The sequence below is a fragment of the Pseudomonas sp. Yb2C2 genome (assembly GCF_052112325.1).
Classification (GTDB): Bacteria; Pseudomonadota; Gammaproteobacteria; order Pseudomonadales; family Pseudomonadaceae; genus Aquipseudomonas; species Aquipseudomonas marginalis.
Genome location: NZ_JAVAJK010000009.1, coordinates 63,392 through 89,570, shown reverse-complemented (window position 1 = coordinate 89,570; position 26,179 = coordinate 63,392). Strand labels below are relative to the sequence as shown.

Below are 26,179 nucleotides of genomic sequence, written 5' to 3'. Positions count from 1 at the left end.
GGCACCTCTGCTTTACAGTTGTGCATGGGAAAAATCCCATTGCGTTGTAGTACAGAGAGGCTAGAAAGCGAATCCAGTACGTGAGCCCGGCCATTGCCGAGCCACCTACGCCAACCTAATTCTGGCGCCGTTTGCCCACATGCAAAAAACCAGTGCCACGCTGCTGATAATCGATGACGACGAAGTAGTGCGCGCGAGCCTTGCGGCCTATTTGGAAGACAGTGGCTTCAGCGTCCTGCAGGCCAGTAATGGCCAACAGGGTCTCCAGGTATTCGAGCGCGACCAGCCCGACCTCGTGATCTGCGACCTGCGCATGCCCCAGATGGGCGGCCTGGAGCTGATTCGCCAGGTGACCGAGCTTGCCCCGCAGACGCCGGTGATTGTCGTGTCCGGTGCCGGCGTCATGAACGATGCCGTCGAGGCCTTGCGTCTGGGCGCTGCCGACTACCTGATCAAGCCCCTCGAAGACCTGGCGGTACTGGAGCACTCTGTGCGCCGCGCCTTGGATCGTGCGCGCCTGCTGGTCGAGAACCAGCGCTACCGCGAAAAGCTCGAAACCGCCAACCGCGAACTCGAAGCCAGCCTTAACCTGCTCCAGGAAGACCAGAACGCCGGTCGCCAGGTGCAGATGAACATGCTGCCGGTCAGCCCCTGGACCATCGACGAATTCCAGTTTGCCCACCAAATCATCCCGTCGCTGTACCTGTCGGGTGATTTTGTCGACTATTTCCGCGTAGACGAGCGGCGTGTCGCGTTCTACCTGGCCGATGTCTCCGGCCATGGTGCTTCCTCTGCTTTTGTCACCGTGTTGTTGAAGTTCATGACCACACGGCTGTTGTTCGAATCCAAGCGCAATGGCACCTTGCCGGAGTTCACCCCCTCCGAGGTGCTGGGTCACATCAACCGTGGCTTGATCAGCTGCAAGCTGGGCAAGCACGTGACGATGGTGGGTGGCGTGATTGATGAAGAAACCGGTCTTTTGACCTACAGCATCGGCGGCCACCTGCCGATGCCTGTTTTATACACTCCCGACAGTGTGCGTTACCTGGAAGGGCGTGGCCTACCCGTAGGCTTGTTCAATGAAGCCACCTACGAAGACCACATCCTGGAGCTGCCGCCGACGTTCAGCCTGACGCTGATGTCCGACGGCATCCTGGACCTTCTTCCAGAGCCTACACTCAAAGAGAAAGAAGCCGCCTTGCCCCAGAAGGTCAAGTCGGCGGGCGGCAGCCTGGATGGCCTGCGGCAGGTTTTTGGATTGGCCACGCTAGGGGAGATGCCGGATGATATCGCCCTATTGGTGTTGAGCAGGAATCTTTGATGAGTACCGGAAGAATCCAATTCGCCGAGCAAGACGGGACCTTCGTCCTGAAGTTTGTCGGTGAAGTGCGCCTGACCTTGTGTTCGGCGCTGGATGCGACGATTGAGCGGATTTTCACGGCGTTGAATTTCTCGGCGATCGTGATCGATCTGACCGAAACCCGCAGCATCGATAGCACCACCCTTGGGCTGTTGGCCAAGTTGTCCATTCTGTCCCGGCAGAAGGTCGGCCTGTTGCCGACCGTCGTCACCACCCACGAAGACATCACCCGTCTGTTGCAGTCCATGGGCTTCGACCAGGTGTTCAACATCGTTGATCGCCCGATCCCGTGCCCGGAATGCCTCACCGACCTGCCGTCCCAGGACCAGTCCGAGGAAATCGTACGGGTCAAGGTGCTGGAAGCGCACAAGATCCTGATGGGCCTCAACGAGTCCAACCGCGAAGCCTTCCACGACCTCGTCAACGCCCTCGAGCGTCACTGATCCCAGGGATCGCCTGCACGTAGCAGCTGCCGAGCGCAAGCGAGGCTGCGTCAGCGGCCTGCCTGACACATCGCAGACGCAGCTTCGCTTGCGCTCGGCAGCTGCTACTTAGGGGACAAACAGAGCAAAAAAGGGCGGTACCCTCACAGGTACCGCCCTTTTTGCCGCCTGCGCCGTTTACAGCTTGGCGGACAACAGTGCCTCAAGCTTCTCCTGGTCCCGGGCAAACTGACGAATCCCCTCCGCCAGCTTCTCAGTCGCCATCGCATCCTCGTTGGACTCCCAACGGAACTGCGCTTCAGTCAGATGCACTCGCGCTTCTCCGGCGTGCCCTGGCGACAACTTGCGTTCCAGCTTGCCGTCATCCGCCGCCAGCTTCTCCAGCAGGTCCGGGCTGATGGTCAGGCGATCACAGCCGGCCAGCTCTTCAATCTGGCTCAGGTTGCGGAAACTCGCACCCATCACCACGGTCTTGTAGCCATTAGCCTTGTAGTAGTTGTAGATGCGCGTCACCGACTGCACGCCGGGATCATCAGCGCCGGTGTAGTCGTTGCCATTGGCTTTCTTGTACCAGTCGTAGATACGGCCTACGAACGGTGAAATCAGGAACACGCCGGCTTCTGCGCACGCCACCGCCTGGGCAAACGAGAACAGCAGGGTCAGGTTGGTCTGGATGCCTTCTTTTTCCAGCTTCTCCGCCGCGCGGATGCCTTCCCAGGTGGACGCGATCTTGATCAGCACGCGGTCACGGCTAACCCCAGCTTTGTCGTACAGGTCGATCAGACGGTGCGCGCGCTTGAGTACGGCATCAGTGTCGAACGACAGGCGGGCATCCACCTCGGTGGAGATGCGTCCTGGCACGACCTTAAGGATCTCCTGGCCCACGGCCACTGCGAAACGGTCGCTGGCCAGGCCGACATCACCGTTGCAATCCTGCACGCACTCATCCAGCAGCTTGGCATAGCCTGGAATCGACGCGGCCTTGAGCAGGAGGGAAGGGTTGGTCGTGGCGTCTTGGGGCTTGAGCTTGGCGAGGGTAGAAAAATCGCCGGTATCGGCTACGACAGTAGTGAATTGCTTGAGTTGTTCCAGCTTGGAAGTCATGGGCGTGCTCTGTCCTATGGGTCTGATGACATTACCCGAGCGCTGGCAGGCGCTCAAGGGCGCAAATGCGTTCGATCGTTTGCGAGGGCAACAACCTGAAAACAGCCGTTTGAATGCCCGGCGGTACTGCTGAATAGGAGGCCAGAACGGCCGACAGGTTCAACCCGACTGCCCGATGACACTTGGATAGCGCCTTCATGCCAACTGACTCCTTCCCTGGCAGACACCGCACCAAATGTGGGAGGGGGCTTGCCCCCGATGGTAGTGTGTCGGCTCATCCAATAACCAACTGACCCCCTGCAAGCTATCCAATCAACGCCCTTCCAACAAAGCCCCAGCCTGATCCAGCAATGCCAATGGATCCGCAGCCTTATGAATATCCACCGACAACAACTGCCTGAATCTGCGCGCCCCAGGGAAACCGGTGCCCAACCCCAACACATGCCGCGTAATGTGATGCATCGTCCCGCCAGTCGCCAAATGCTCAGCAATATAAGGCCGCAACTGCGCCAACGCCGCAGCCCGACTGATCACCGGCGCTTCACTGCCAAACAACTGCTGATCCACCTCCGCCAGCAGATACGGATTGTGATAAGCCTCGCGGCCCAGCATCACCCCGTCAAACGTCTGCAAATGCTCATGGCATTGCTCCAACGTCTTGATCCCGCCATTGAGAATAAACTCCAGCTCAGGGAAATCCTGCTTCAACTGCGCCGCCACGTCATACCGCAACGGCGGAATGTCGCGGTTTTCCTTCGGCGACAAGCCCTCAAGAATCGCAATCCGCGCATGCACGGTGAAACTGGTGCAGCCGGCGTCCTTCACCGTCCCGACGAAATCACACAACTGGGCATAACTGTCCCTGCCGTTGATGCCGATACGGTGCTTCACCGTTACCGGAATCGACACCGCATCACGCATCGCCTTCACACAATCGGCCACCAGGGCCGGGTGAGCCATCAGGATCGCGCCGATCATGTTGTTCTGGACGCGGTCGCTCGGGCAGCCGACGTTCAGGTTCACTTCGTCGTAACCGGCAGCCTCGGCCATACGGGCGCAGGCGGCCAGGTCTGCGGGGACACTGCCGCCGAGCTGGAGCGCGAGCGGGTGCTCGGCTTCGTTGTGGCGCAGGAAGCGGTCATGGTCGCCGTGGAGGATTGCGCCGGTGGTGACCATCTCGGTGTAGAGCAGGGCGCGTTTGGAGAGCAGGCGCAGGAAGAACCGGCAGTGGCGGTCGGTCCAATCCATCATCGGGGCGACGGAGAAGCGGCGGGAGAAAGTAGCAGTGTGTAGGGACATTGGGGATCTGAGTCAACGAGGCGAATTGGGCGCAGTTTATCAGGGATGGATCTAGGCTGTGGGAGACGCTTGTTTTGCGGTATTCACCACTTCGAACGCGGACATTGCCGTGTATGGAATATGCCGAGGATTTACAGGCGATCACTGCGAGCCCGACATGCGATCAGGTAGGACCAGTTGGCTACTGCCCATTCGCGGTTGTGTTTGACCCGGCCTCCGTCGATCAACCAGCCGGCAACCTGAACCCTCCCTGTCCCCCAGCAAAGTTTCATAATTCCTTCCGCCGTTGAGGTCTACGATCTTTCTCAAGAGAAGCCCCCACGGTCCAGTCCACAGGGAACTGAAAAAATGATTTCGAACCTCGTCAAAGTCGTGATGATTACGAGCACGTTGCTGTTGGGCGCTTGTTCTTCGGGTGCGCCGGGCATGAGTGGCGACCCTTGCTTTTCAGGCGGATGCCAGGCGTTTGGTGACCACAGCTCCAGCAAGGCTGCCAAAACCAATTTTGGCGGCAGTGGCCTGGGGAGTAGTTATGGGGAATATGGGACGGGGTTGTTGCATGATGATTGATGGCGCATATGGCCCGGCGGGGGGCAGGCGCCCTTGTCGCCGGGGAGGTGAGTCAGCTCGTTACCACAACCCCATTATGGAAAATCTCGCGCCTGGCGCGGCGGCTGATGTTCTCATGTTTGCTTGAGGTGTAGATTTCGTCAAAACGACGGCGATCAATGCCGTCGTAGTTGCCAAGTTCTTGCAGCACCCTCCGGTCGTAATCCTCTTCGATCATGAACCGGAAAATTTCCCGCCGATAATAGAACCCAAATTGAAACGCCAGTACCTCGGTCAAGTAGTCCGTTGGCGTGAGAAAGCAGTTTTCCAGGTCGATGGCCTTGGCGTGCGTCGGCTGCTCCAGGTTGATCATCACATTGTTTGCCCAGAAGTCCATATGCACCACGCCTTTGCTGTGCAGGCAGTGCAACAGTTTGAACGACGCGGTGATCAGGCTCTGGATGTCACGCTCCTGCTTGAGCCATTCCAGGCCATTGAGGTGGCCCTCCAGCATCTCGGTAAAGATGAAGAATTCCTGGATCAGGCCAAGCGCTGACTTTCGATAACCGAACCCATATATGCCAGCAACCGGCGCACCGCGTTTCTGGGCGCCGAGGGTGTTGATGACTTCTTCGACCGGCCAGTCAAACGCACCGTCCCGCTTGGCGCGCCCGAAGGTCACGCGCAATTTGGGCCTGAGGCTGTCCAGCGGCTGGGATTTAGCGAACAGGTTGGCTTCCATCCCTTTGAGCGGTGCGCTGATGCGATCTGTCAGTTGGTGGCGCGTGTCGATCAGGTCCTGAATCGCCTGTTGCGTTTTGTGGTCGGCGGTGTCGGTGGTGAAGATCGTTGCATTGCGATGAGTGAGGGTCGTCGGAAAACTTTGCAATACACCTGTGTCAGGAAAGCTCAAAACACGTCCTTGTCATTGGGAATAAATATGACGGATATGTTACAGCTTGTGCTTATTGGATCCAACCTGAACTTTACCTGAACGGAAATGAAATAGTCTCATTGCGCCGATTCTTAACTGTTCATGGCGATTGAAATGTGCTGGTAGCCCTGGGGCTTGAGCTTAATGCCCTCCCTGCATCCGCCGTGCTATCAGGTAAATGCCCAGCCCGACCAGTGCCGTCGCCGCGCCGATGTAGCCGGTGCTGGTCCAGCCAAACCCAGCCGTAATCGCCATCCCGCCAAACCATGGTCCCAGCGCATTGGCCAGGTTGAACGCCGCATGGTTGGACGCTGCCGCCAGGCTCGGTGCTTCGTGGGCGATGTCCATCAGGCGGATCTGCAGCGGTGCGGCCAACGAGACCATGGTGCCGACCAGGCCCATGCTCAGCAGCACGCCCCATAGCGAGGCCGCCGCGAAGGGGAAGAACAGCAACACGGCCATCGACCACACCAATATCCAGCCCACGGCGCGAAACTGCATGCGATCAAACAGCTTGCCGCCGGCGATGTTGCCGATAATCCCGCCCACGCCGAATGCTGCCAGCCCAAATGGAATCCACTGGGGGGATACCTTGGTTACTTCCAGCATGGTCGGTGCCAGGTAACTGAACACGCAGAACATACCGGCAAAGCCGATGGCGCCAATGGACAGCGCCATCCACACCTGGGGTTTGGTGAAGGCGCGCAGTTCCTTGCGCGGGTCGCTGCGTTGTTCGTCGTGGCGATGGGGCACAAATTGCCAGACCAGGGCGATGGTGCACAGGGCGATCACGCTCACCAGTGCAAACGCCGAGCGCCAGCCCAGGTGCTGGCCGAGGAAGGTGGCGATAGGATTGCCGAGCAGCATCGCGAGGGTCAGGCCCATCATTACCCGCGCCACGGCGCCGGCGCGTTTGTCGTTGGGCACCATGCTCGAGGCGACCACGGCAGCAATGCCGAAGTAGGCGCCGTGGGGCAGGCCGCTGATAAAGCGGAACGCCACCAACGAGCCGAAGGTCGGGGTGAACGCAGTGGCGAGGTTGCCCAGGGCATACAGGCCCATCAGCAACAGCAGCATGTGTTTGCGCAGCAGCTTGGCGCCGAGGATGGCCAGCAGTGGGGCGCCGACCATGACGCCGAGGGCATAGGCGCTGATGGCGTGGCCAACCTGGGGTTCGCTTAAACCCAGGTTTTGCGCGATGTCGGGCATCAGGCCCATGATGGCGAATTCGCCGGTACCGATCGCGAAGGCGCCCACGGCCATGGCGGCTTCCATTTTGGCGGCGCTGCGCGCGGGCAGTACGTGCCCGGGAGTTTGGTGGATAGACATGGATCGCTCTGTGATGAAAGGTGGTACGAGGGAGTGCGTCGATGCTACGCAAGCAGCGACGAAGGAGTCTAGAACAGCCTTTTGCCCGAGAGTTCCTGCCCTGTGACCTCAGGTCGCGCTTGCCACACTTGACACTCGCGCGTTAAAACCGGCGATTTAGAGTTGTCAATTGGTCAAACGACGCATAAACGCCGTGTGGCGTGATATTCTGCGCGCCGTCTTGGTCTGGTCTTTCCCCGGTACGTACACCCGTATACGTCCCGGCGTTTGGCTGTCGCCCAGGTAGCTGAAGCCAATAATGATAAGAAGTCAGCGCAGAAGGGACATAAAAGTGAGGTCGATACGTCGGCCTTGTGTGCCCACCCTGCGGTCCCCGAGTGAATGTGCAAACCCCGCGGTGCGTTGCCTGGCGCAGCGTGATTGAGGGTTGCCCATGATCAGGGGCGGTGGGGCGGATGGCGTTTTATCATAGGTGCTACTGATGTTTAAAAAAGTAAACACTGCCCTGCTGGGGCTGGCTTTGTCGATGGGGATCACGTCCGTTCACGCGGAAGAGACAAAGAAAGTCGATGTGCTGCTGATCGGCGGCGGCATCATGAGTGCAACCCTGGGTGTCTGGCTCAATGAGCTGGAGCCGGGCTGGTCGATGGAAATGGTCGAGCGCCTCGATGGCGTCGCCGAAGAAAGCTCCAACGGCTGGAACAACGCCGGTACCGGTCACTCGGCCCTGGCTGAGCTGAACTACACCCCGGAAGACAAGAACGGCAACGTTGAGATCCCGAAAGCGGTCGAGATCAACGAAGCGTTCCAGATCTCCCGTCAGTTCTGGTCCTGGCAGGTCCAGCAGGGCGTGCTGAAGAACCCGCGTTCGTTCATCAACTCCACGCCGCACATGAGCTTTGTGTGGGGCGATGACAACATCAAGTTCCTCAAGAAGCGCTACGAAGCCCTGCAAGCGAGCCCGCTGTTCGCCGGCATGCAGTACTCCGAAGACCCGGCGCAGATCGCCAAGTGGGTTCCGCTGATGATGGAAGGGCGTGACCCGAACCAGAAAATCGCGGCCACCTGGAGCCCGCTGGGTACCGACATGAACTTCGGCGAGATCACCCGCCAGTTCGTCGCTCACCTGCAAACCACGCCTAAGTTCGACCTGAAACTGTCGAGCGAAGTGCAGGACATCACCAAGAACGCCGACGGTTCGTGGCGTGTCAGCTACAAAAACCTGAAAGACGGCACCAAGACTGAAACCGACGCCAAGTTCGTGTTCATCGGCGCGGGCGGCGGTGCACTGCACCTGCTGCAAAAGTCGGGCATTCCTGAAGCCAAGGAATACGCTGGCTTCCCGGTCGGCGGCTCGTTCCTGGTGACCGATAACCCAACCGTCGCCGAGCAGCACCTGGCCAAGGCCTACGGCAAGGCTTCGGTTGGCGCGCCACCGATGTCGGTTCCGCACCTGGACACCCGCGTGCTGGATGGCAAGCGCGTGATTCTGTTTGGCCCATTCGCCACCTTCTCGACCAAGTTCCTGAAAGAAGGCTCGTACCTGGACCTGCTGACCAGCACCACCACCCACAACATCTGGCCAATGACCAAAGTCGGTATTCGTGAATACCCACTGGTCGAGTACCTCGCCGGCCAACTGATGCTGTCGGATGACGACCGCTTCAAGGCGCTGCAGGAGTACTTCCCGAACGCCAAGCAATCCGACTGGCGCCTGTGGCAGGCCGGCCAGCGCGTGCAGATCATCAAGCGTGACGAAGAGCAGGGCGGCGTCCTGAAACTCGGTACCGAGGTGGTCAGCTCCGCCGACAACACCATTGCAGGCCTGTTGGGTGCATCGCCAGGCGCGTCCACCGCGGCTCCGATCATGCTGACCGTGCTGCAGAAAGTGTTCAAGGACAAGGTTGCGACCCCTGAGTGGCAGGCAAAACTGCACCAGATCGTGCCTAGCTACGGCACCAAGCTGAACGACAGTCCTGAGGCTGTTGCCAAGGAATGGGCCTACACCGCCAATATCCTGCAACTGCCTGCACCGCCTGTGATTCCGCAAAAGGCTGCTGTCAAGGCGCCCGAGGCTGCCAAGCCTGCGGCTGAGCCGAGCAAGCCGGCGTCTGACCTGGCGCTGTAAGCCGCTGGGGAGGTCCTGGGTCAGGACCTTGCCGGTAACAAAAAGCCCGCTGAACCGGTAACGGTCAGCGGGCTTTTTCGATGCGTGTCTAACGGCGGGTGCGTTCGACAGGCGGCAGTTCAACCGTACGCTCGGCGGCGGCCAGCGCTGCTTTCAAGCCAGCCTGGTCCAGCGGGACGCAATAGGCAGGCTTGCCGCGTTCCAGCCGCCAGCTGTCATCCAGGCTGCCGGCATCCACGGCGTCGAAACCCAATTCGTCGAGTAGCGTGATGACGCGTGCCTTCGCTGCGGCGTCATCCGCTGCCACCGGCAACGCCCGGCGGTCGGGGGCACCGTGGGGGCGCGCGTCCTGCGTCAGGTCGGGAGCGAAGATCGCGTTGAACACTTTCACCACATGTGAATGGGGCAGATGCTCGGCGAGCAACCGGCTGGTGGTGGATTCGAAGCGATCCAGTACCGGGATATGGCCGTCGCGGTTCGGGTAGTAATTATTCGCATCCATCACAGTCTTGCCCTCCAGCCATTGCGCCGGGACGCTGCGGTAATGCTCCAGGGGGATCGCCACGAGCACCACATCGCCGAATTTGGCGGCGTCGTCGGCACTGCCCACCTGCACGCCGAGTATGCCGCTCACTACGCTGCTCATGGTGTGGGGGCCACGGGAGTTGCTCAACATCACTTCGTGCCCGGCCGCCAGCGCCAGTTGGGCCACGGCGCGGCCGATAAAGCCTGCTCCAATAACACCAATCTTCATGGTCTTGCTCCAATGAATGGGGGAGCGGTTATGATGATTGGCAACCAATCGGCGATAAATCGTCGTTTTAGTGTGGATGTTGTTACTGGGAGTAGGGAGTGATGGATCGCCTGTCGAGCATGAATGCCTTTGTGATAGCTGCTGAGTTGGGCTCGTACGCGCGGGCTGCCGAACGCTTGGGCATGTCGCCGCAGATGGTGGCCAAACATGTCACCGCGCTGGAGCAGCGCCTGGGCGCTCGCTTGCTTAACCGCACCACACGAAGGCAAAGCCTGACGGAGCTGGGGAGCGCGTACTACGAGCGTTGCAAACATATCCTGGTAGAAGCCGAGGCTGCCGATTCACTGGCGCAGATCATGAACGACACGCCGCGCGGCAAGCTGAAAATCACCGCGCCCGTCACCTTCGGATCCTACAGCCTGATGCCGTTGATTACCGGGTTCCTGCGCGACAACCCGGATGTGGAAATCGACCTGCACTTGACCGACCGTTTCGTGGACCTGGTGGAGGAGGGCTATGAAGCCGCTTTTCGTATCGGCCCCCTGGCGACCACCGGCCTGACAGCCAGGCCACTGGCACCTTACCGCCTGGTGGTCTGCGCGTCGCCGGAGTACCTGGCGGCACGCGGTACCCCGCAGGCCCCGGCGGACCTTGAACATCACGAATGTCTCGGCTACGCCTTCTGGTCGCGGCCGGCGGATCGCGAGTGGGTGTTCTACCAGGCTTCGACGCCTTATAAGGTGCAGGTTGCCAGTCGCTTGCAGATCAATGAAAGCAGGGCCTTGATGTCCGCCGCGCTGGATGGTTTTGGCATCGTGCTCGGTCCGGAAGACTTCTTGCGCCGGGCATTGGCCGGGGGCGAATTGGTGAGAGTGCTGCCGAACTTTGAAGCGCCGAGCCGGCCGATGCACCTTGTCTACACGGCGAACCGCCAGCGTACGGCCAAGTTGAGACGCTTTGTCGAAGCGGTGTTGGGACGCTTCGGTCACCCTTGATGCGTGCTGCTTCAGCAATCCGACAGACACAACCTGTTAAAAAAGTACCCAGGCCTGAGCAGGAGCACGGCTGAAACACGGGGGCATTTTTACCGGTGCAGGTGTTGGGCGATAACGCCCGAGGGGGTTGTATGTTGTTACGTTACGCGGCATTAGCGGCCGTTGTGGTCGCGGCGTCCGGGTGTGTGCAGGAGCGCGTGGTGCATGAGCGCCGGCCTGTACAGCGTGAATATGTCGAGGTGGTCGCGCCACAACCGCCGCCGACCCAGATCATCGAAGTCGAGCCTGCCGTACGTGAAGGTTACATATGGTCACGTGGTTACTGGCGCTGGGAAGGCGGGCGCTACGTTGCCGTACACGGCCATTGGGAGCCGGTGCGAGAAGGCTATCGTTATGTGCATCCGCATTGGGTGCAGCGCAATGATGGCTATCACTGGCAGGTGGGGGGCTGGGTTCGTTGAGCCCCGACTAGGAGGGCTTTTTTGTACCCAGGAGCCGTACTTCCCGCAGCAGCGCGGCACCGAGTTGATCGGTGCCCAGTTCCTTGTATCCCACGGCCTTGACCTCTCCGTTCTCTTCGGCCTGGATGATGATCACCGGTGTCTCTTTGCCGCTGGCTTCGTCGATGTGAAAAGCATATTGGGGAATATCCACCTTGATCGGCGTACCTGCGGCCTTGCCTTGCACATTGATCAGGAACGCTGCGCAGCCGGCGTCCACATCCACACTAGTGGCAGAACGCCCGCTGACGAAGCAGCTCTTTGGCAGGTCGGGCCAGATGATCTCGGCCAGGGCGAGGGACGGCGTCAGGGCCAGGGCAGCAAGAAGAAGCGTGCGCACGTGGGGCGTTCTCTCGTTCAGGGATTAGCGACTTTTACCAAAGCCTGCCCCTTGCCGCAATGTTGCCGCTCAGCCCAGACGCTTCATACCCGCTGCCTTGGCCGCACCGAGGTCAAAGGTAGCGGTGTATTCGCACCCGGCCGCGTGGGCGCAGCGCTCTATCAGGCAATCGGCAAAATCGGCGTTGTTGGCCGTGAACCGTCGAAGCGCCTGCCAGATGACCTCGGCATGTTCGACGGTCAATTCACGGGTGCGCAGCAGTGTTTCCAGAACGACGACAATGTCATTTTTGGCACATTGGTAGCAGCTCTGTAATACCCATACCAACTCCACCACGGACACCAGGCTGACAAACCCTGGCGAAAGCGTGGTGAGGGATTCGATCAATTCGCAGGCCTTGGGGGATTGAACGGGATCATCCTGGGTGACGTAGCGCACCAGTACATTGGTATCCAGTCCGATCATCCAGCCTTCGCTCCCTGTGCTGCGATGGCGCGGTTCATGTCGTCAATGGACACGACCCTTGCAGGCTTCCGGACCAGCCCCTTGAGGTCATGGACAGTCTTGCTCGCTGCAATGATGGAAAACTTGCCATCTTCCGTTTCGACGAACTCGACGCGGTCGCCTGTTTCCAGGCCAAGTGCGGTCCTGACTTGGACGGGGATGGTGATTTGCCCTTTTGAGGTAAGTGTGGCGGTCGCCATGGTAAAGATCTCCAACATGATGCTCCTTACCTTAGGGTAAGGAGTGGTGGAGGACAATATCCGTTGGTCCATAGGTCGCTCTTCAGGTGGAGGATGAGTCGGGGTCATGAAAACCTAGTCCGAACTCAGCCCGCCCGCACGCTTACCCATGGCGCAAAGAGATACAAACTATGACCGACCGCCAGTAAAGCCTGGCGGCTGTAAGCAAATTACCTGGCGAGCTCACTGCACTACGCGATAACACGGCACATACGCCGCGCCACCCGGCAACTTCATGCGATGCTGGGCAACGAACGCCTGCAACAGCTCATCCAGTGGCTTCATGATGGCCGGATCGCCGTGGATCTCGTACGGGCCATGTTCTTCGATCAGGCGAATGCCCTTGTCCTTCACGTTACCCGCCACGATTCCCGAAAACGCACGGCGCAGGTTAGCTGCCAGTTCATGGGGCGGCAGTGCGTGGCTCAGTTGCAGGCTGGCCATGTTTTCGTGGGTCGGGTCGAACGGGCGCTGGAAGCCTTCGTCGATCTTCAGCAGCCAGTTGAAGTGAAACGCGTCGTTGCGCTCACGGCGGAACTGCTTCACCGCCTTGAGGCCGGCAGTCATCTGGCGGGCCACCTCGGCCGGGTCGTCGATGATGATCTGGTAGTGCGCCTGCGCGGCTTCGCCGAGGGTGGCGCCGACGAAGGCATGCAATTGTTGCAGGTACGGCGCGGCTTGTTTCGGCCCGGTGAGAATGACCGGGAAGGGCACGTCGCGGTTGTCCGGGTGCATCAGGATGCCCAGCAGGTACAGGAACTCTTCGGCCGTACCGGCGCCGCCGGGGAAGATGATGATGCCGTGGCCCACGCGCACGAAGGCTTCAAGGCGTTTTTCGATGTCCGGCAGGATCACCAGTTCGTTGACGATCGGGTTCGGCGCTTCGGCGGCGATGATGCCCGGCTCGGTCAGGCCCAGGTAGCGCCCGCCGGTAATGCGTTGTTTGGCGTGGGAAATGGTCGCGCCCTTCATCGGGCCTTTCATCACGCCCGGGCCGCAACCGGTGCACACGTCGAGGCTGCGCAGGCCGAGTTCGTGGCCGACTTTCTTGGTGTATTTGTACTCTTCGGTATTGATCGAATGCCCGCCCCAGCACACCACGATCTTCGGTTCCACGCCCGGACGCAGGGTGCGGGCATTGCGCAGCAGGTGGAATACGTAGTCGGTGATGCCCTGGGAGTTGCTCAGGTCGATGCGCTGGCTGTCCAGCTCGTTCTCGGTGTAGACGATGTCCCGCAGGGCGCTGAACAGCATTTCGCGGGTGCTGGCAATCATTTCGCCATCGACGAAAGCATCGGCGGGGGCGTTCAACAGCTCCAGGCGCACGCCGCGGTCCTGCTGGTGGATGCGCACTTCAAAGTTCTTGTAGGCGTCGAGGATGGTCTTGGCGTTATCGATATGGGCGCCGGTGTTGAGGATCGCCAGGGCGCACTGGCGAAACAGGGTGTAGATGCTGCCGGTACCGGCTTCGCTCAGTTGCTGGACTTCACGTTGGGACAGGGTTTCGAGGCTGCCCTTGGGGCTGACGGAGGCATTGATGACTTGGCGTTGGGGCATTCTGATTCCTTGAAAACGCAGCCACCGCACCTGTCGAGGTGCGATGACGTGAGAATGGTGGGCGCAGGTTAGGGCGCACGAGCCGGATATTTACCTCAGGCGCAGGGCCGAGCGCAAATACCGTCCAACACCATCATGCCGCAGAACTTACTCAATCAGCTTCCAGTTTTTGTAGAAAACCCGACGCAGGGTAAAGACCAGCCCGGCAAAACCCGCGATGACGGCGTTAAGCACCGACGGCAGCGGCGTTGGCCGTACGATGTCGATAAACAGGCAGTAGCGCTTGGCGTCGTTCTTGTTGAAGGACGCATGCATCAGCGTGTCATCAAAGATAAACAGCGGGTCGTCGTGCCAGTAGTGCTTGTGCTTGCCGACCTGGATGTACACGCCATCGTGATGGGGCGCCGGTGCCATGTTGTAGAGCACGCGGAACATCATGCGCAGGGGGCCGAAGTGAAAGGACGTCGAGCGGTTCTCGTTGAACACCGACACGCCGATGGTTTTCACGAACGGCAGTTTTTTGCGCAGTTCAGGAATATCCAGGGTGGTTTCGATCGGTCGCCCGTACCACTGGAAAAACAACATGCCGCGCTTCTTCTCGGCCATGCGTTCATCCAGGTAGCCGATGATTTCATCCTTGTGGGCCATGGCGTCATCGAGCACCTGTTGCAGGTCTGTGCGCCAGGCCGGTGGCAGGTCGCCCATCGTGTAGACGTGACGGTTACGCGCGCTCAACAGGTCGAAGAGGGTGTTGAACGGGGCCAGCAGCCAAGTGTTGCGACCGCTGCCGATAAAGTATTTCTTGACGGTCGGCTTGTCATACAGGCCGTTACGCAGGAAGTCGTAAACGCCGCACACCAGTACCAGGCAGAGGAACACCAGCGTGGTTTCGGGGAACACATCGATAATCAGCAACACGCCGAGTACCCAGGCGACCGATACCGCTTTCTTACGCAAAGCAGACTTGTTCATGCAACTCAGCTCCAGAAGGACGCCATTCGACAGGTCCGGATCCGTGGCCGCGAGTGGTGGGGTTTTGAAACATAATGAAACATCTTCGTCATGATAAGGCGTCCAGCAGCGGATTGGCGTTTTAAATAGTGCAAAATTGTGAAGGCTCGACACAGTCTTTAAACCTGGTGGGCTCGTGTGGATTGGATTTTGTAAACAGAAGATTTGCGACTATCGTGACGCTTCGGTTTTTCGGACGTCATAGACCGGTACGATTGAAGTTGAATGGCCACCATTGGCCTTCGGCACCTTGGAAGAGGCAGAAATTTTATGATCATCAAACCGCGGGTTCGTGGCTTTATCTGTGTGACCGCTCACCCTGTTGGCTGTGAAGCGAACGTCAAGGAACAGATCGACTACGTAACTGAGCACGGCGCCATCAAAGACGGCCCGAAGAAGGTGCTGGTCCTTGGCGCTTCCACCGGCTACGGCCTGGCCGCGCGCATCAGTGCAGCGTTTGGCTGCGGCGCCGACACCCTGGGCGTGTTTTTTGAGAAAGAAGGCGAAGAAGGCAAGCTGAGCTCCGCCGGCTGGTACAACAGCGCTGCGTTCGAGAAGTTTGCCGTTGAAAAAGGCCTGTACGCCAAGAGCATCAACGGCGACGCGTTTTCCGACGAGATCAAGCGCCTGACGATCGAAACCATCAAGAAAGACCTGGGCAAGATCGACCTGGTCGTCTACAGCCTGGCCGCGCCACGGCGTACTGATCCAAAAACCGGTGAAGTCTACAACTCCACCCTCAAGCCAATCGGCAAGGCTGTGACCCTGCGCGGTATCAATACCGACAAAGGCGTTGTGGTCGACACTACCCTCGAGCCTGCAACCCAGGAAGAAATCGACGGCACCGTCAATGTCATGGGCGGCGCCGACTGGCAGCTGTGGATCGACGCCCTGCGTGATGCCGACGTACTGGCCGAAGGCGCCAAGACTACCGCGTTCACCTACCTCGGTGAGAAGCTGACCCAGGACATCTACTGGAATGGCTCCATCGGCGAAGCCAAGAAAGACCTGGACAAGAAAGTCCTGACCCTGCGCGACAACCTCGCTGCACTGAAGGGCGACGCCCGCGTATCGGTTCTCAAGGCGGTGGTCACCCAGGCCAGCTCCGCGATCCCGATCATGCCGCTGTACTTGTCGTTGCTGTTCAAAGTGATGAAAGAGCAGGGCACCCACGAAGGCTGCATCGAGCAGGTCTACGGCCTGTTCAAGGACAGCCTGTACGGCAGCGAACCGAAGCTTGACGCCGACGGCCGCCTGCGCGCCGACCTGGCCGAACTGGAACCGAAGGTCCAGGACGCCGTGGCGGCACTGTGGAACCAGGTCACCGACGAGAACGTCGACGAGATCAGTGATTTCGCCGGCTACAAGGCTGAGTTCCTGCGCTTGTTCGGCTTTGAAATCGATGGTGTGGACTACGAGGCTGATGTGAACCCGACCGTGAAGATCAAGGGTCTGGTCCAAGCCTAAACGCGGTTAAAAATGTGGGAGGAGGCGTGTCCCCCTCCCATATTTGTTTTTTTGGTTTTTCAGATCCGTCTTACGCTCCGGCGCGCACCTCCCTCCTTGTAAATCTGCCAGACTCCCTCAGCTCTCAAACCATGCTAACGGAGGATCTGATGACGATTCGTGCAGTCGTTTTTGATTTCGGCGGTGTTCTCTTCGATTGGAACCCGCAGCACCTCTATCGCAAACTGATTGCCGACGATCAAGAGCGGCAATGGTTCCTCGATAACATCTGTACCCAGGCCTGGAACACCGAGCAGGATGCGGGGCGGCCGCTGGCCGAAGCCACACAGATCCTGATCGATCAATACCCCGAGCATGAACCCTTGATCACGGCCTATTACGGCCGCTGGCACGAAATGCTGCGTGGCCCGTTGCCCGAAGGCGTGGCGATTCTCAACGCGCTGCATCAGGCCAACATGCCACTGTTCGGGCTCACAAACTGGTCGGCCGAGACCTTTCCCTATGCGCTCGCCAATTACCCCTTCCTTCGGAAATTTCGCAACATCGTGGTGTCTGGCGAGTTGAAGCTGATCAAGCCCGACGCGGCGATCTACCACGCGAGCCTCAGCCAGGTACGGGTGTACCTGCCGGATATCCAGCCGGGGGAGGTGGTGTTTATCGATGATGTCGCCGGCAATATCGAAGCGGCCGTCGCCCTCGGCTGGCAAGGCATTCACCACGTGTCTGCCGAGCAGACGGCGGCGCGATTGCGCGAGTTGGGCGTGGGCTTCTAGCGCGCCCACTTTTCCATGGCGAAGTCCACAAAGGCGCGCAGCTTCGGCAAGCGATAACGGTCCTGGCCGTACAGCAAATGCATGGGCCGGCTGGGCAGTTGATAGGTGGTCAGCAAGGCCACCAGCTTGCCGGTTTGCAGGTCGGGCTGCACCAGGGCATCCGGCAGCATGACGATCCCCATGCCTTGCACGGCGGCCTGGCGCAAGGCCTGGGAGCTATTGATGGTCAGCGAGCCGGACACCGGGATTTCCACTTCGCCTTCTGCGCCGGTCATGCGCCACAGCTTGTCGGCGTTGCGCCAGTCATCGGTGGAAGGGTAGGCGAATGCCAGGCAGTCGTGCTGTTGCAGGTCCTCGGGTGTCTGGGGTGTACCACGTCGGGCCAGGTAGTCCGGTGAGGCGCACAGGGTGATGGTGTAGTCCTGCATTGGTCGGGCGATCAGGCTTGAGGGTTCCAGCTCGCCCAGGCGGATAGCCACGTCAAAGCCGCTGTCGACCATGTCCATGCGCTGGTTGCTGAGCACCACGTACAGCTTGATCAGCGGGTAGCGTTGGGAAAACTCGCTCAAGGCCGGCGCCAGGCGTTCAGTGCCGAACGCCGGTGGCGCGGTGATGCGCAGGGTACCTTTGGGGATGTCGCCGTGGGCCTGTTCGGCCCATTGCTCGGAGTCTGCCACCAGCCCGAGTACTTCCAGGCAACGCTGGTAATACTGGCCGCCGAACTCCGTGAGGCTCTGTTTGCGGGTGGTGCGCTTGAGCAGGCTGACGCCCAGGCGTTGTTCGAGGGCGCGCAGGTGGTTGCCGACCATGGTGGTCGACATCCCGCAGGCGTGGGCGGCGGCGGTCATGCTGCCGCTCTCCACCACTTTCACGTACACCGACATCGCTTGGAACAGGTCCATTATCAAGTCCTGGTTTAAAGTCATTGCAGGAGGGCGCAGTTTATCCAGCTGGGATGGCTAACGATACTGTTGCTATCTCAACGATGCACTGGAGTCCGCCACCATGACCGCCGCCTGCCTGATGACCACCTATCAACCCCTGGCCCTGAGCTTCACCCGTGGCCTCGGCACGCGCCTGTGGGACCAGCAGGGGCGCGAATACCTGGACGCAGTGGCGGGTGTGGCGGTGACTAACGTCGGGCATTCCCACCCGAAACTGGTGACGGCCATCAGCGAGCAGGCCGGCCTGTTGTTGCACACCTCCAACCTCTACAGCATCGACTGGCAACAACGTCTGGGCCAGCGCCTGACGCGGCTGTCCGGCCTGGACCGTGCCTTCTTCAATAATTCCGGCGCCGAAGCCAACGAGACGGCGCTGAAACTGGCGCGGTTGCATGGCTGGAAAAAAGGCATCGAAGAGCCCTTGGTGGTGGTGATGGAGAATGCCTTTCATGGTCGTACGCTGGGTACCATGGCGGCCAGCGATGGCCCCTCGGTGCGCTTGGGTTTCCAACGTTTGCCGGGGGATTTTCTCAAGGTCAGGTTTGGTGATCTGGCGGCGATCGAGGCAATCACCCAGACGTTTGGCACACGTATCGCGGCGGTCTTGTTGGAGCCCATCCAGGGCGAAAGTGGTGTACTGCCAGCGCCGCCGGGTTACCTGCAAGCCCTGCGTGACCACTGCACACGGCACGGCTGGCTGATGATGCTCGACGAAATCCAGACCGGCATCGGCCGCACCGGCGCCTGGTTTGCCTTCCAGCATGAAGGCATTGTCCCGGATGTGATGACCCTGGCCAAAGGCCTCGGCAATGGCGTGCCCATCGGTGCGTGCCTGGCCAGGGCAGCGGTAGCCGCACTTTTCACGCCGGGCAGTCATGGCAGCACCTTTGGCGGCAACCCGCTGGCGTGCCGGGTGGGCTGCACGGTGTTGGACATTATCGAAGAGCAAGGCTTGTTGCAGAACGCTGCACAACAGGGCGAGCGCTTGCTGGCGCGGTTACGCATGGAATTGGAAGAGCATCCGCAGGTGCTGGCGATTCGGGGGCAGGGCCTGATGATCGGTGTTGAGTTGGCCAGCCCCTATCGCGACCTGGCCCAGCGTGCTGCCCAGGAGCATGGGCTGCTGATCAACGTGACGCGGGGCAAGGTCATTCGCCTGCTGCCGCCGTTGACCCTGGATGCCAAGGAGGTGGAGATGATCGTGCGGGCCCTCACTCGGCTATTGAACTAGATTCCTGACCGCAACTGTCGAGCCTCGGGCTTGAATCGGCAGTGCGTCTGACGCAGCCTCGCTAGGGCTCGACAGCTGCTACGGCAGGACCGTTGAGCCACTCCTGGTTCATGGTTTCGGTATCCCCCAGGTATTCCAGCAACCACGCCATGGCCGGGGACAGTTTGCTCTGTGCCCAGGCCACGCACGATGGGCTGGCCGGGAACGGGCGCGTCAGTTGCAGCGCCACCAATTCACCGCGTTCGATCCACGGCAATACCTGATGCGCCGGTGCCATGCCGACGCACAGGCCATCGCGCAGGCAATCGATGGCAGAGGCCCAGTTGGGGACTACCAACCGGCGTTGGTTATCCAGGGTCCAGGTGTCGCGCTTGGGCAGGTTGCGCGAGGTGTCGGTCATGCACAGCGAGGCGAAGGGGCGCAGTTGGTCGTCATTGAGCAACCCTTCCATGGCCGCCAACGGGTGCCGTGCGCTGACCACGCACAGCCAATTCAATAAGCCCATATCGCGAAAGGTGAAGTGACTGGCCACTGGCACGGCGCTGGTGGCACCGATGACAATATCGGTGCGCTCATCCGCCAGGGCATCCCACACACCGTTGTACACCTCGTATTCCAGCAGCAATTCCACCTCGGGAAACTGTCGATAGAAATCCAGCACCAACTGTCGGCAGCGCTGGGGTTTGACGATGGAATCCACGGCCACCTTCAACTGGCCACTCCAGCCATTGGCCACCTGCTGGCACAGGCGCCGTGTGCCGAGCATTTTTTTCATTACCCCGCGGGCCTCGTCGATAAACAGACGGCCGGCGGGTGTCAGCTCCACATCACGATGCCGGCGCACAAACAACGGCACCGCCAGCCACTCTTCAAGTTGACGTACGGTATAACTGATGGCTGACGGCACGCGGTGCAATTCCTGGGCGGCGGCGCTGAAGCTGCCATGGCGCGCTACCGCATCGACGACATCCAGGGAGTATTCGGACCACATGAGGGTTGCCTTCAAAATTATTGATAACAGCCGCCAATTATTATCGCTTCACAGCAAAACTGTCAGCTTCATAATGGGCGGCAGTCAGCAAATAGTTTGATGGCAGGATTAACAAGGTTTCAATGAAAAATTCTTTTGGTTTCACCTGGTATCTGGCGGGGCTGAGCATGCTCGGTTACCTTGCCATGGACATGTATTTGCCGGCGTTCGGCGCCATGGGCGAGCAGTTGCAGATTGGTGCGGGCGCGGTGGGCGCCAGCCTGAGTATCTTCCTCGCGGGTTTTGCCGTGGGGCAGTTGCTGTGGGGGCCGTTGTCCGACCGCCTGGGGCGCAAGCCGATCCTGCTCGCAGGCTTGAGCCTGTTTGTGGTGGGTTGCGCGGGGATGTTTTGGGTCGAGACCGCGCCGCAGTTGCTGGCCTTGCGCTTTATGCAGGCGATTGGCGTGTGTTCTGCGGCCGTGAGCTGGCAGGCGCTGGTGATCGACCGCTACCCGGCCGACAAGGCCCACCGCGTGTTCGCCAGCATCATGCCGTTGATGTCGTTGTCACCGGCGCTGGCGCCGCTGCTGGGTGCGATGGTGCTGAACCACTTCGGTTGGCAAGCCATCTTTGGCGTATTGCTGGGGGTGTCGTTGCTGTTGTTGCTGCCGACGTTGTTCCTGCGCTCCGTGTCGAAACCTCAGACGCGGGAAGACGAACCTTCGCGCCTTGGCTATTGGCAGTTGCTCACCTCCCGGGTGTTTACCGGCAATGTGATGATCTTCGCCGCCTGCTCGGCCAGTTTCTTCGCTTGGCTGACCGCTTCACCCTTCATCCTCGGCGACATGGGCTATAGCCCGAATGACATCGGCCTGAGCTACGTGCTGCCGACATTGGCGTTTCTGGTGGGTGGCTACAGTTGCCGTAGCGCTTTGCAGCGTTTCCAGGGCAAGACGCTGTTGCCGTGGTTGCTGCTGGCCTATTGCATCAGCATGGTGGCGCTGTACCTGGTCGCCACCTTGACCGTGCCGACGCTCACCACCTTGCTGATTCCGTTCTGCCTGATGGCGCTGGTCAACGGCGCCAGCTACCCGATCGTGGTGGCGAATGCGCTGATGCCGTTTGCAGAACATTCCGGCAAGGCGGCGGCACTGCAAAACACCCTGCAATTGGGCCTGTGCTTTCTCAGCAGCCTGTTGGTGTCATCGATGATCGAGCAACCGTTGCTGATCACGGCGATCGTGATGCTGGCGACCGCGCCCTTGGCCGTCTTGGGCTATTGGCTGGCGCGGCCGAAAGCAGACAAGTCGGAACTGGCCGCCGCCTAGAACGTCACTTCCATGTTCACCGTCGGCGTTGACGTACGGCTGCCCAGGCCGCCGTCCACGCCGAACTTGTTGTGCCAGTACTCGTAACCCACCCCGAGGTACAGGTTCGGCTTCACGCTCTTGCCCGGTCGCACCGCGACCATCAGCGCGCTGCGCATCAGGGTTTCCGGTGCCGTGTCACGGCCATGGTAGTCCGCGCCTTTTTCCCCGACGTAGTTCACAAAGCCCTGGAATTTCGCCGCATGGTTGGCGATCTCGAAAGGGCGCATCCACGTCAGGTTGAGCATGTAGGTGTCGTCAAACGTGTGGTTCGACTCCCGTGCACCGGGGATGCCGGTGTGGTTGCGCTCCTTGTAGTACAGAAGGCTCAGGTCCAGCACGCCCACGGTGTTGAACTTCAATGTCGGGCCGAGCACCAGTGCGCGTTTTTTCGCCGACGCGACGTTGTTGTTGCGGTTCGCATCAAAGCCCAGGGTCAGCGCGTAATCCTTGATCAGCCCGGTGCCCAGTGGCACATCCAGCACCCGTGACGCATACAACTGATGCCGGTACACCGCGTACACCTCGCTGCCACCGTGGTCGGTGCCCTTGCGCGGGTCGCGGCTGTCGGACAGGAACACGTCCAGGTTCAGGAAGTTGCTGCCATACCGGTAGCCGCTGGCGTGGGTAACGCTGTAGATGCGCTTGCTGAATTCGTCGGGGTTATTCGGATTGGTGAATTGCTGGCCGTAGCGAAAACCTACGCTGTTGTTCATCCATTCCACCGCGACGGCCTCCCCGCCGCCGAGGAGGGTGAGTGCAACGGTGGCTCCCTGTAATGCCTTTTTCATGGTTTCTGTGTCCTTTGGCGTTCTGGCTCATCACGGCCAGATTGTTTTTGTAACGCCGATGGAGGGTATCTTGTTCGATTGATTGTATACAACTCTATGGACATCCAGTCTAAACATTGCATACAGTGTCACCACAACAAAAACAGAGAACCCCTCACCATGACTATCCCGAAGGCGTCACCGCAACGGCCGGAAGATGAGAATCTAGGCGTCGCCGCCAACATGGCTTACGGCCTGCAGCATGTGCTCACCATGTACGGCGGCATCGTCGCGGTACCGTTGATCGTGGGCCAGGCGGCCGGGTTGTCACCGGCGGATATCGGCCTGTTGATCGCCGCGTCGCTGTTTGCCGGTGGCCTTGCCACCCTGTTGCAAACCCTTGGCCTGCCGTTCTTTGGCTGTCAGTTGCCGCTGGTGCAGGGCGTGTCGTTTGCCGGTGTGGCAACCATGGTGGCGATTGTAGGCAGCGATGGCGCCGGCGGGGTACCGGCGATTCTCGGCGCGGTGATGGCCGCGTCGTTTATCGGGCTGTTGATCACCCCGGTGTTCTCGCGGATCACCCAGTTTTTCCCGCCGTTGGTGACCGGTATTGTGATCACCACAATCGGCCTGACCCTGATGCCCGTGGCGGCGCGCTGGGCCATGGGCGGTAACAGCCGCGCGGCGGATTTCGGCAGCATGCCCAATATCGGCCTGGCGGCGTTGACCCTGGTGCTGGTGCTGCTATTGAGCAAGATCGGCAGCGCGACCATCTCGCGCCTGTCGATCCTGCTGGCGATGGTGATCGGCACGGTGATCGCGGTGTTCCTCGGCATGGCGGATTTTTCCGGGGTCAGCCAGGGGCCCATGTTCGGTTTCCCTGCGCCGTTCCATTTCGGTATGCCGACCTTTCACATCGCGGCGATCATTTCCATGTGCATCGTGGTGATGGTGACACTGGTGGAAACCTCGGCCGACATCCTGGCGGTGGGGGAAATCATCGATACCAAGGTCGACTCCAAGCGCCTGGGTAACGGCCTGCGCGCCGATATGCTGTCGAGCATGTTCGCGCCGATCTTCGGTTCGTTCACCCAGAGTGCCTTCGCCCAGAACGTTGGCCTGGTGGCGGTGACCGGAGTGAAGAGTCGTTTTGTGGTGGCAACCGGCGGCTTGTTCCTGGTAATCCTCGGATTGCTGCCATTTATGGGGCGGGTGATCGCGGCGGTGCCGACCTCGGTACTGGGCGGTGCCGGGATTGTGCTGTTCGGTACCGTGGCGGCCAGTGGTATTCGCACCTTGTCCAAGGTGGATTACCGCAACAACATGAACCTGATCATCGTCGCCACGTCCATCGGGTTTGGCATGATCCCGATTGCCGCACCGAGTTTCTACGACCAGTTCCCCAGCTGGTTCGCGACCATTTTCCATTCGGGTATCAGTTCGTCGGCGATCATGGCGATCCTGCTGAACCTGGCGTTCAACCATTTCACCGTAGGCAATTCGGACCAGCAGTCGGTGTTTGTAGCGGGGACTGAGCGCAGTTTGTGTTTCCACGACGTAGCGGCGTTGCGTGATGGGGACTATTTCAGGGGTGGCAAGTTATTTGATGCCGAGGGCAAGGAAATTCCATTGGTGGCGCAGGAGCCAAGGAAAGCCGCACACGCTGAAACCACAGAGGTCTGAAAATGTGGGAGGGGCGGTGCGACGATTCGACTTGCTCCCGATAGCGGTGGGTCAGTCACAAATACAGTGGCTGAAACTCTGCTATCGGGAGCAAGTCGAATCGTCGCACCGCCCCTCCCACATTAGGAACTCAACCAGCCTTGCGGACTGTGTGCGGAACAGAGCACGCCTCATCCAGAAACTTCACCACGGTGCCCATGCACGCCTGGCGTTCTTCCACGTGGGGCATGTGGCTGGAGTCTTCGAACAGCGCCCAGCGCACATCCGCGATCTCATCCAGGAACGGCTTGACCACCAGTGGCGTGGCCTCGTCATGCCGGCCGGAAATCACCAGGGTCGGCACCTTGATCGCCGACAGGCGGCCAATGGATTTCCAGTCTTTCAGGCTGCCGATCACGTGAAACTCGGTCGGGCCGCTCATGGCGTGATACACCGTGGGGTCCGAGTCGACCTGGGCGAAGGTGCGCGCCACTTCTTCCGGCCATGGGTTCACCCGGCACACATGCTGGTCATAGAACACCCGCGAGGCGGCGAGGTATTCCGGGTCGAGGTAGGTGCCGGCGGCTTCATGCTTGAGCAGGGTTTCATGCACGCCTTGGGGCAGCAGCTTGCGCAGGCGGTTGGCTTCGCTGACCCAGGTGCGCATGCAGGTCGGTGAATTGGCCGGGATAAACGCACGCAGGCCCTTGGGTTGCAGGATTGCGTGCTCGCTGCCGAGCATGCCGCCCCAGGACTGACCAAGGATCGCGTAGTTATCGCTGATCTGCAGGTGGTCCAGTAGGTTGTCCAGTTCTTTAAGGAACAGATCGACGGTCCAGAAGGATGGGGCTTTCTCAGGCAAGTGCGTGGAGCGGCCGTTGCCCAGTTGGTCGTAGTGGATGACCGCATGACCGCTGGCCGCGACGTCCTTGAACGCGTCGACATAATCATGGGTACAGCCCGGGCCACCGTGGATGACCACCAGCGGCGTGCGGCCGCTGGCCAGGTCGCCAGTGACGCGGTACCAGGTCTGGTAGTCGCCAAACGCGGCATACCCTTCGCGGATTTTTTCGATGAAGTCCATTTCCTGCCCTGCCCTGAAAAAATGATCAGGGACACGATAGTCTGCGGACGAGATTTAGGTAACTAGCAAAACAGCTAGGTTTTGCCGGGGGATCAGTCTTCCAGCAGGCGGTAATGGGTGGCGCGGACCACCGCCTGCACACGGTTCTTGGCGCCCAGTTTGTGCATCGCCGAGGCCAGGTGCAGGGTGACGACGGCCAGTGAGCGGCTCAGTTGCGTGGCGATTTCGGCGGCGGTCAGGCCGTCGGCGGCCCATTTGAGGCATTCGCGTTCACGTTTGGTCAGGTGAATGTGCGGGTAGGTGCGCAGCTCCTTGCCGAACAGCGGGTAGGCCGCTTCCTGCAACGCGTGGGAAATCAGGCTGAAGTCCGACAAGGTCTGCTGCGCGTCCTGCAGCACGGCAGGCGTTTTGCCAGTGCGCAAGCCGGTCAGTGACGCGAAGCCGCCACGGGGCAGATGCATCGGCACGCTGACGCCGCAGGTCAGTTGCTGGTCGTGCAGGTAGGACGAAACGGGGGCGTGGCAGGGGTCGATGATGGTTTGCAGGGCCGTGTCAGCCTTGGCTTCGTAGGACCACACGAACGGCGATACCGTGCGCAGAGCCAGGTGTTGCACCGGGTCGATCTGGTAGAAACCCTTGCTGCACCACAGCGCATGCCAATCGGTCGGCGTGTTGCGCAGCTCCAGCACCGAGGGGGTGATCAATGCACCATCCTGGTCGATCGGCACCGGGGTGTAGTCGTATACCAGTGCATCGAAGCCCAATTGCTGGGCGAGGATAAAAGTGTTGTCCATCTGCTCATCCAGGCTCCTGCCCGGCATCAGACGTTGATTGAAGGCAGTTAGCTTGGCCAGCATCCGTTCTG

General features: G+C 60.1%; 26 protein-coding genes. 11 read left to right on the top strand and 15 right to left on the bottom strand.

Translation table 11 applies throughout. The annotated features are described in order from the left end of the window. Positions 1-139: 139 nt before the first annotated feature. Complete coding sequence (rssB, locus tag Q8X51_RS14525) at positions 140-1,321, top strand: two-component system response regulator RssB (protein ID WP_027604216.1); 1,182 nt, start codon at positions 140-142, stop codon at positions 1,319-1,321. Continuing rightward, a complete protein-coding gene (gene rssC, locus Q8X51_RS14520) occupies positions 1,321-1,803 on the top strand; it encodes an anti-sigma factor antagonist RssC (RefSeq protein WP_010212025.1) in 483 nt (160 codons plus the stop codon). The genes rssB and rssC overlap by 1 nt, the downstream gene beginning before the upstream one ends. 177 nt (positions 1,804-1,980) lie before the next feature. On the opposite strand, the gene tal is transcribed toward rssC, so the two are convergent. Further along, entirely contained in the window at positions 1,981-2,907 is a 927-nt protein-coding gene (gene tal, locus Q8X51_RS14515) for a transaldolase (protein WP_027604215.1), read from the bottom strand. A 312-nt stretch (positions 2,908-3,219) separates the two neighbouring features. Continuing rightward, complete coding sequence (gene dusA / locus Q8X51_RS14510) at positions 3,220-4,206, bottom strand: tRNA dihydrouridine(20/20a) synthase DusA (protein WP_407693328.1); 987 nt, start codon at positions 4,204-4,206, stop codon at positions 3,220-3,222. Between the two features lie 348 nt (positions 4,207-4,554). On the opposite strand from dusA, the gene Q8X51_RS14505 reads away from it, so the two are divergent. Further along, on the top strand, positions 4,555-4,776 hold the full coding sequence (locus Q8X51_RS14505) for a hypothetical protein (protein ID WP_083221170.1): 222 nt from the start codon (positions 4,555-4,557) through the stop codon (positions 4,774-4,776). 52 nt (positions 4,777-4,828) lie between these two features. On the opposite strand, the gene Q8X51_RS14500 is transcribed toward Q8X51_RS14505, so the two are convergent. Together Q8X51_RS14500 and Q8X51_RS14495 are read right to left on the bottom strand one after the other, a co-directional pair. Beyond that, on the bottom strand, positions 4,829-5,668 hold the full coding sequence (locus Q8X51_RS14500; RefSeq protein ID WP_407693329.1) for a lipopolysaccharide kinase InaA family protein: 840 nt from the start codon (positions 5,666-5,668) through the stop codon (positions 4,829-4,831). A 162-nt stretch (positions 5,669-5,830) separates the two neighbouring features. Further along, positions 5,831-7,018, bottom strand: coding sequence for an MFS transporter (locus tag Q8X51_RS14495; RefSeq protein ID WP_065928141.1), 1,188 nt, complete (start codon positions 7,016-7,018; stop codon positions 5,831-5,833). 481 nt (positions 7,019-7,499) lie between these two features. Here Q8X51_RS14495 and mqo point away from each other — a divergent pair, with 481 nt between their 5' ends. Continuing rightward, the gene (gene mqo, locus Q8X51_RS14490) at positions 7,500-9,146 is read left to right on the top strand and encodes a malate dehydrogenase (quinone) (protein WP_065928140.1); all 1,647 of its coding nucleotides are present in this window, start codon (positions 7,500-7,502) and stop codon (positions 9,144-9,146) included. A gap of 88 nt (positions 9,147-9,234) precedes the next feature. On the opposite strand, the gene Q8X51_RS14485 is transcribed toward mqo, so the two are convergent. Beyond that, positions 9,235-9,948, bottom strand: coding sequence for an NADPH-dependent F420 reductase (locus Q8X51_RS14485; RefSeq protein ID WP_256097801.1), 714 nt, complete (start codon positions 9,946-9,948; stop codon positions 9,235-9,237). A 71-nt stretch (positions 9,949-10,019) separates the two neighbouring features. On the opposite strand from Q8X51_RS14485, the gene Q8X51_RS14480 reads away from it, so the two are divergent. Both Q8X51_RS14480 and Q8X51_RS14475 read left to right on the top strand, forming a co-directional pair. Further along, positions 10,020-10,895 (top strand): LysR family transcriptional regulator, encoded by an 876-nt coding sequence (locus Q8X51_RS14480; protein WP_065947447.1) that lies wholly within the window; start codon positions 10,020-10,022, stop codon positions 10,893-10,895. A 131-nt stretch (positions 10,896-11,026) separates the two neighbouring features. Beyond that, a complete protein-coding gene (locus Q8X51_RS14475) occupies positions 11,027-11,356 on the top strand; it encodes a YXWGXW repeat-containing protein (RefSeq protein ID WP_065928138.1) in 330 nt (109 codons plus the stop codon). 7 nt (positions 11,357-11,363) lie between these two features. Here the strand turns inward: Q8X51_RS14475 and Q8X51_RS14470 are convergent, their stop codons facing one another. From Q8X51_RS14470 to Q8X51_RS14450, 5 genes are all read right to left on the bottom strand, one after another. Further along, complete coding sequence (locus Q8X51_RS14470; RefSeq protein WP_065928137.1) at positions 11,364-11,735, bottom strand: hypothetical protein; 372 nt, start codon at positions 11,733-11,735, stop codon at positions 11,364-11,366. Positions 11,736-11,804: 69 nt separating this feature from the next. Continuing rightward, positions 11,805-12,200 carry a PIN domain-containing protein gene (locus Q8X51_RS14465; protein ID WP_053132385.1) on the bottom strand — a complete coding sequence of 132 codons (396 nt, stop codon included), beginning with the start codon at positions 12,198-12,200 and terminating at the stop codon, positions 11,805-11,807. Next, positions 12,197-12,454 carry an AbrB/MazE/SpoVT family DNA-binding domain-containing protein gene (locus Q8X51_RS14460; RefSeq protein WP_074845160.1) on the bottom strand — a complete coding sequence of 86 codons (258 nt, stop codon included), beginning with the start codon at positions 12,452-12,454 and terminating at the stop codon, positions 12,197-12,199. The genes Q8X51_RS14465 and Q8X51_RS14460 overlap by 4 nt, the downstream gene beginning before the upstream one ends. A 207-nt stretch (positions 12,455-12,661) precedes the next feature. Next, positions 12,662-14,035 (bottom strand): nucleotide 5'-monophosphate nucleosidase PpnN, encoded by a 1,374-nt coding sequence (gene ppnN / locus Q8X51_RS14455; protein WP_027604203.1) that lies wholly within the window; start codon positions 14,033-14,035, stop codon positions 12,662-12,664. Positions 14,036-14,182: 147 nt separating this feature from the next. Beyond that, a complete protein-coding gene (locus Q8X51_RS14450; RefSeq protein ID WP_027604202.1) occupies positions 14,183-15,007 on the bottom strand; it encodes an aspartyl/asparaginyl beta-hydroxylase domain-containing protein in 825 nt (274 codons plus the stop codon). 309 nt (positions 15,008-15,316) lie between these two features. Between Q8X51_RS14450 and fabV the strand changes: the two genes are divergently transcribed. Together fabV and Q8X51_RS14440 are read left to right on the top strand one after the other, a co-directional pair. After that, a complete protein-coding gene (gene fabV, locus Q8X51_RS14445) occupies positions 15,317-16,513 on the top strand; it encodes an enoyl-ACP reductase FabV (protein ID WP_065928135.1) in 1,197 nt (398 codons plus the stop codon). A gap of 149 nt (positions 16,514-16,662) precedes the next feature. Beyond that, complete coding sequence (locus Q8X51_RS14440; protein ID WP_065928134.1) at positions 16,663-17,286, top strand: HAD family hydrolase; 624 nt, start codon at positions 16,663-16,665, stop codon at positions 17,284-17,286. Here Q8X51_RS14440 and Q8X51_RS14435 read toward each other — a convergent pair. Next, on the bottom strand, positions 17,283-18,188 hold the full coding sequence (locus Q8X51_RS14435; RefSeq protein ID WP_065928133.1) for a LysR family transcriptional regulator: 906 nt from the start codon (positions 18,186-18,188) through the stop codon (positions 17,283-17,285). The genes Q8X51_RS14440 and Q8X51_RS14435 overlap by 4 nt on opposite strands. Positions 18,189-18,291: 103 nt before the next feature. On the opposite strand from Q8X51_RS14435, the gene Q8X51_RS14430 reads away from it, so the two are divergent. Further along, on the top strand, positions 18,292-19,461 hold the full coding sequence (locus Q8X51_RS14430; RefSeq protein ID WP_407693330.1) for an aspartate aminotransferase family protein: 1,170 nt from the start codon (positions 18,292-18,294) through the stop codon (positions 19,459-19,461). Between the two features lie 61 nt (positions 19,462-19,522). On the opposite strand, the gene punR is transcribed toward Q8X51_RS14430, so the two are convergent. Beyond that, complete coding sequence (punR, locus tag Q8X51_RS14425; protein WP_074844525.1) at positions 19,523-20,452, bottom strand: DNA-binding transcriptional activator PunR; 930 nt, start codon at positions 20,450-20,452, stop codon at positions 19,523-19,525. Positions 20,453-20,574: 122 nt separating this feature from the next. On the opposite strand from punR, the gene punC reads away from it, so the two are divergent. Continuing rightward, a complete protein-coding gene (gene punC / locus Q8X51_RS14420) occupies positions 20,575-21,759 on the top strand; it encodes a purine nucleoside transporter PunC (RefSeq protein ID WP_065947413.1) in 1,185 nt (394 codons plus the stop codon). Here punC and Q8X51_RS14415 read toward each other — a convergent pair. Beyond that, positions 21,756-22,589: a nucleoside-binding protein gene (locus tag Q8X51_RS14415; RefSeq protein WP_407693331.1), complete on the bottom strand. Its 834-nt coding sequence runs from the start codon at positions 22,587-22,589 to the stop codon at positions 21,756-21,758. The two genes, punC and Q8X51_RS14415, sit on opposite strands and share 4 nt — an antisense overlap. A 159-nt stretch (positions 22,590-22,748) precedes the next feature. Here Q8X51_RS14415 and Q8X51_RS14410 point away from each other — a divergent pair, with 159 nt between their 5' ends. Further along, positions 22,749-24,251 (top strand): nucleobase:cation symporter-2 family protein, encoded by a 1,503-nt coding sequence (locus tag Q8X51_RS14410; RefSeq protein WP_074844531.1) that lies wholly within the window; start codon positions 22,749-22,751, stop codon positions 24,249-24,251. Between the two features lie 130 nt (positions 24,252-24,381). On the opposite strand, the gene Q8X51_RS14405 is transcribed toward Q8X51_RS14410, so the two are convergent. After that, positions 24,382-25,314 carry a proline iminopeptidase-family hydrolase gene (locus Q8X51_RS14405; protein ID WP_065939304.1) on the bottom strand — a complete coding sequence of 311 codons (933 nt, stop codon included), beginning with the start codon at positions 25,312-25,314 and terminating at the stop codon, positions 24,382-24,384. Positions 25,315-25,406: 92 nt separating this feature from the next. After that, complete coding sequence (locus Q8X51_RS14400) at positions 25,407-26,171, bottom strand: LuxR family transcriptional regulator (protein WP_407693372.1); 765 nt, start codon at positions 26,169-26,171, stop codon at positions 25,407-25,409. Positions 26,172-26,179: the final 8 nt, after the last annotated feature.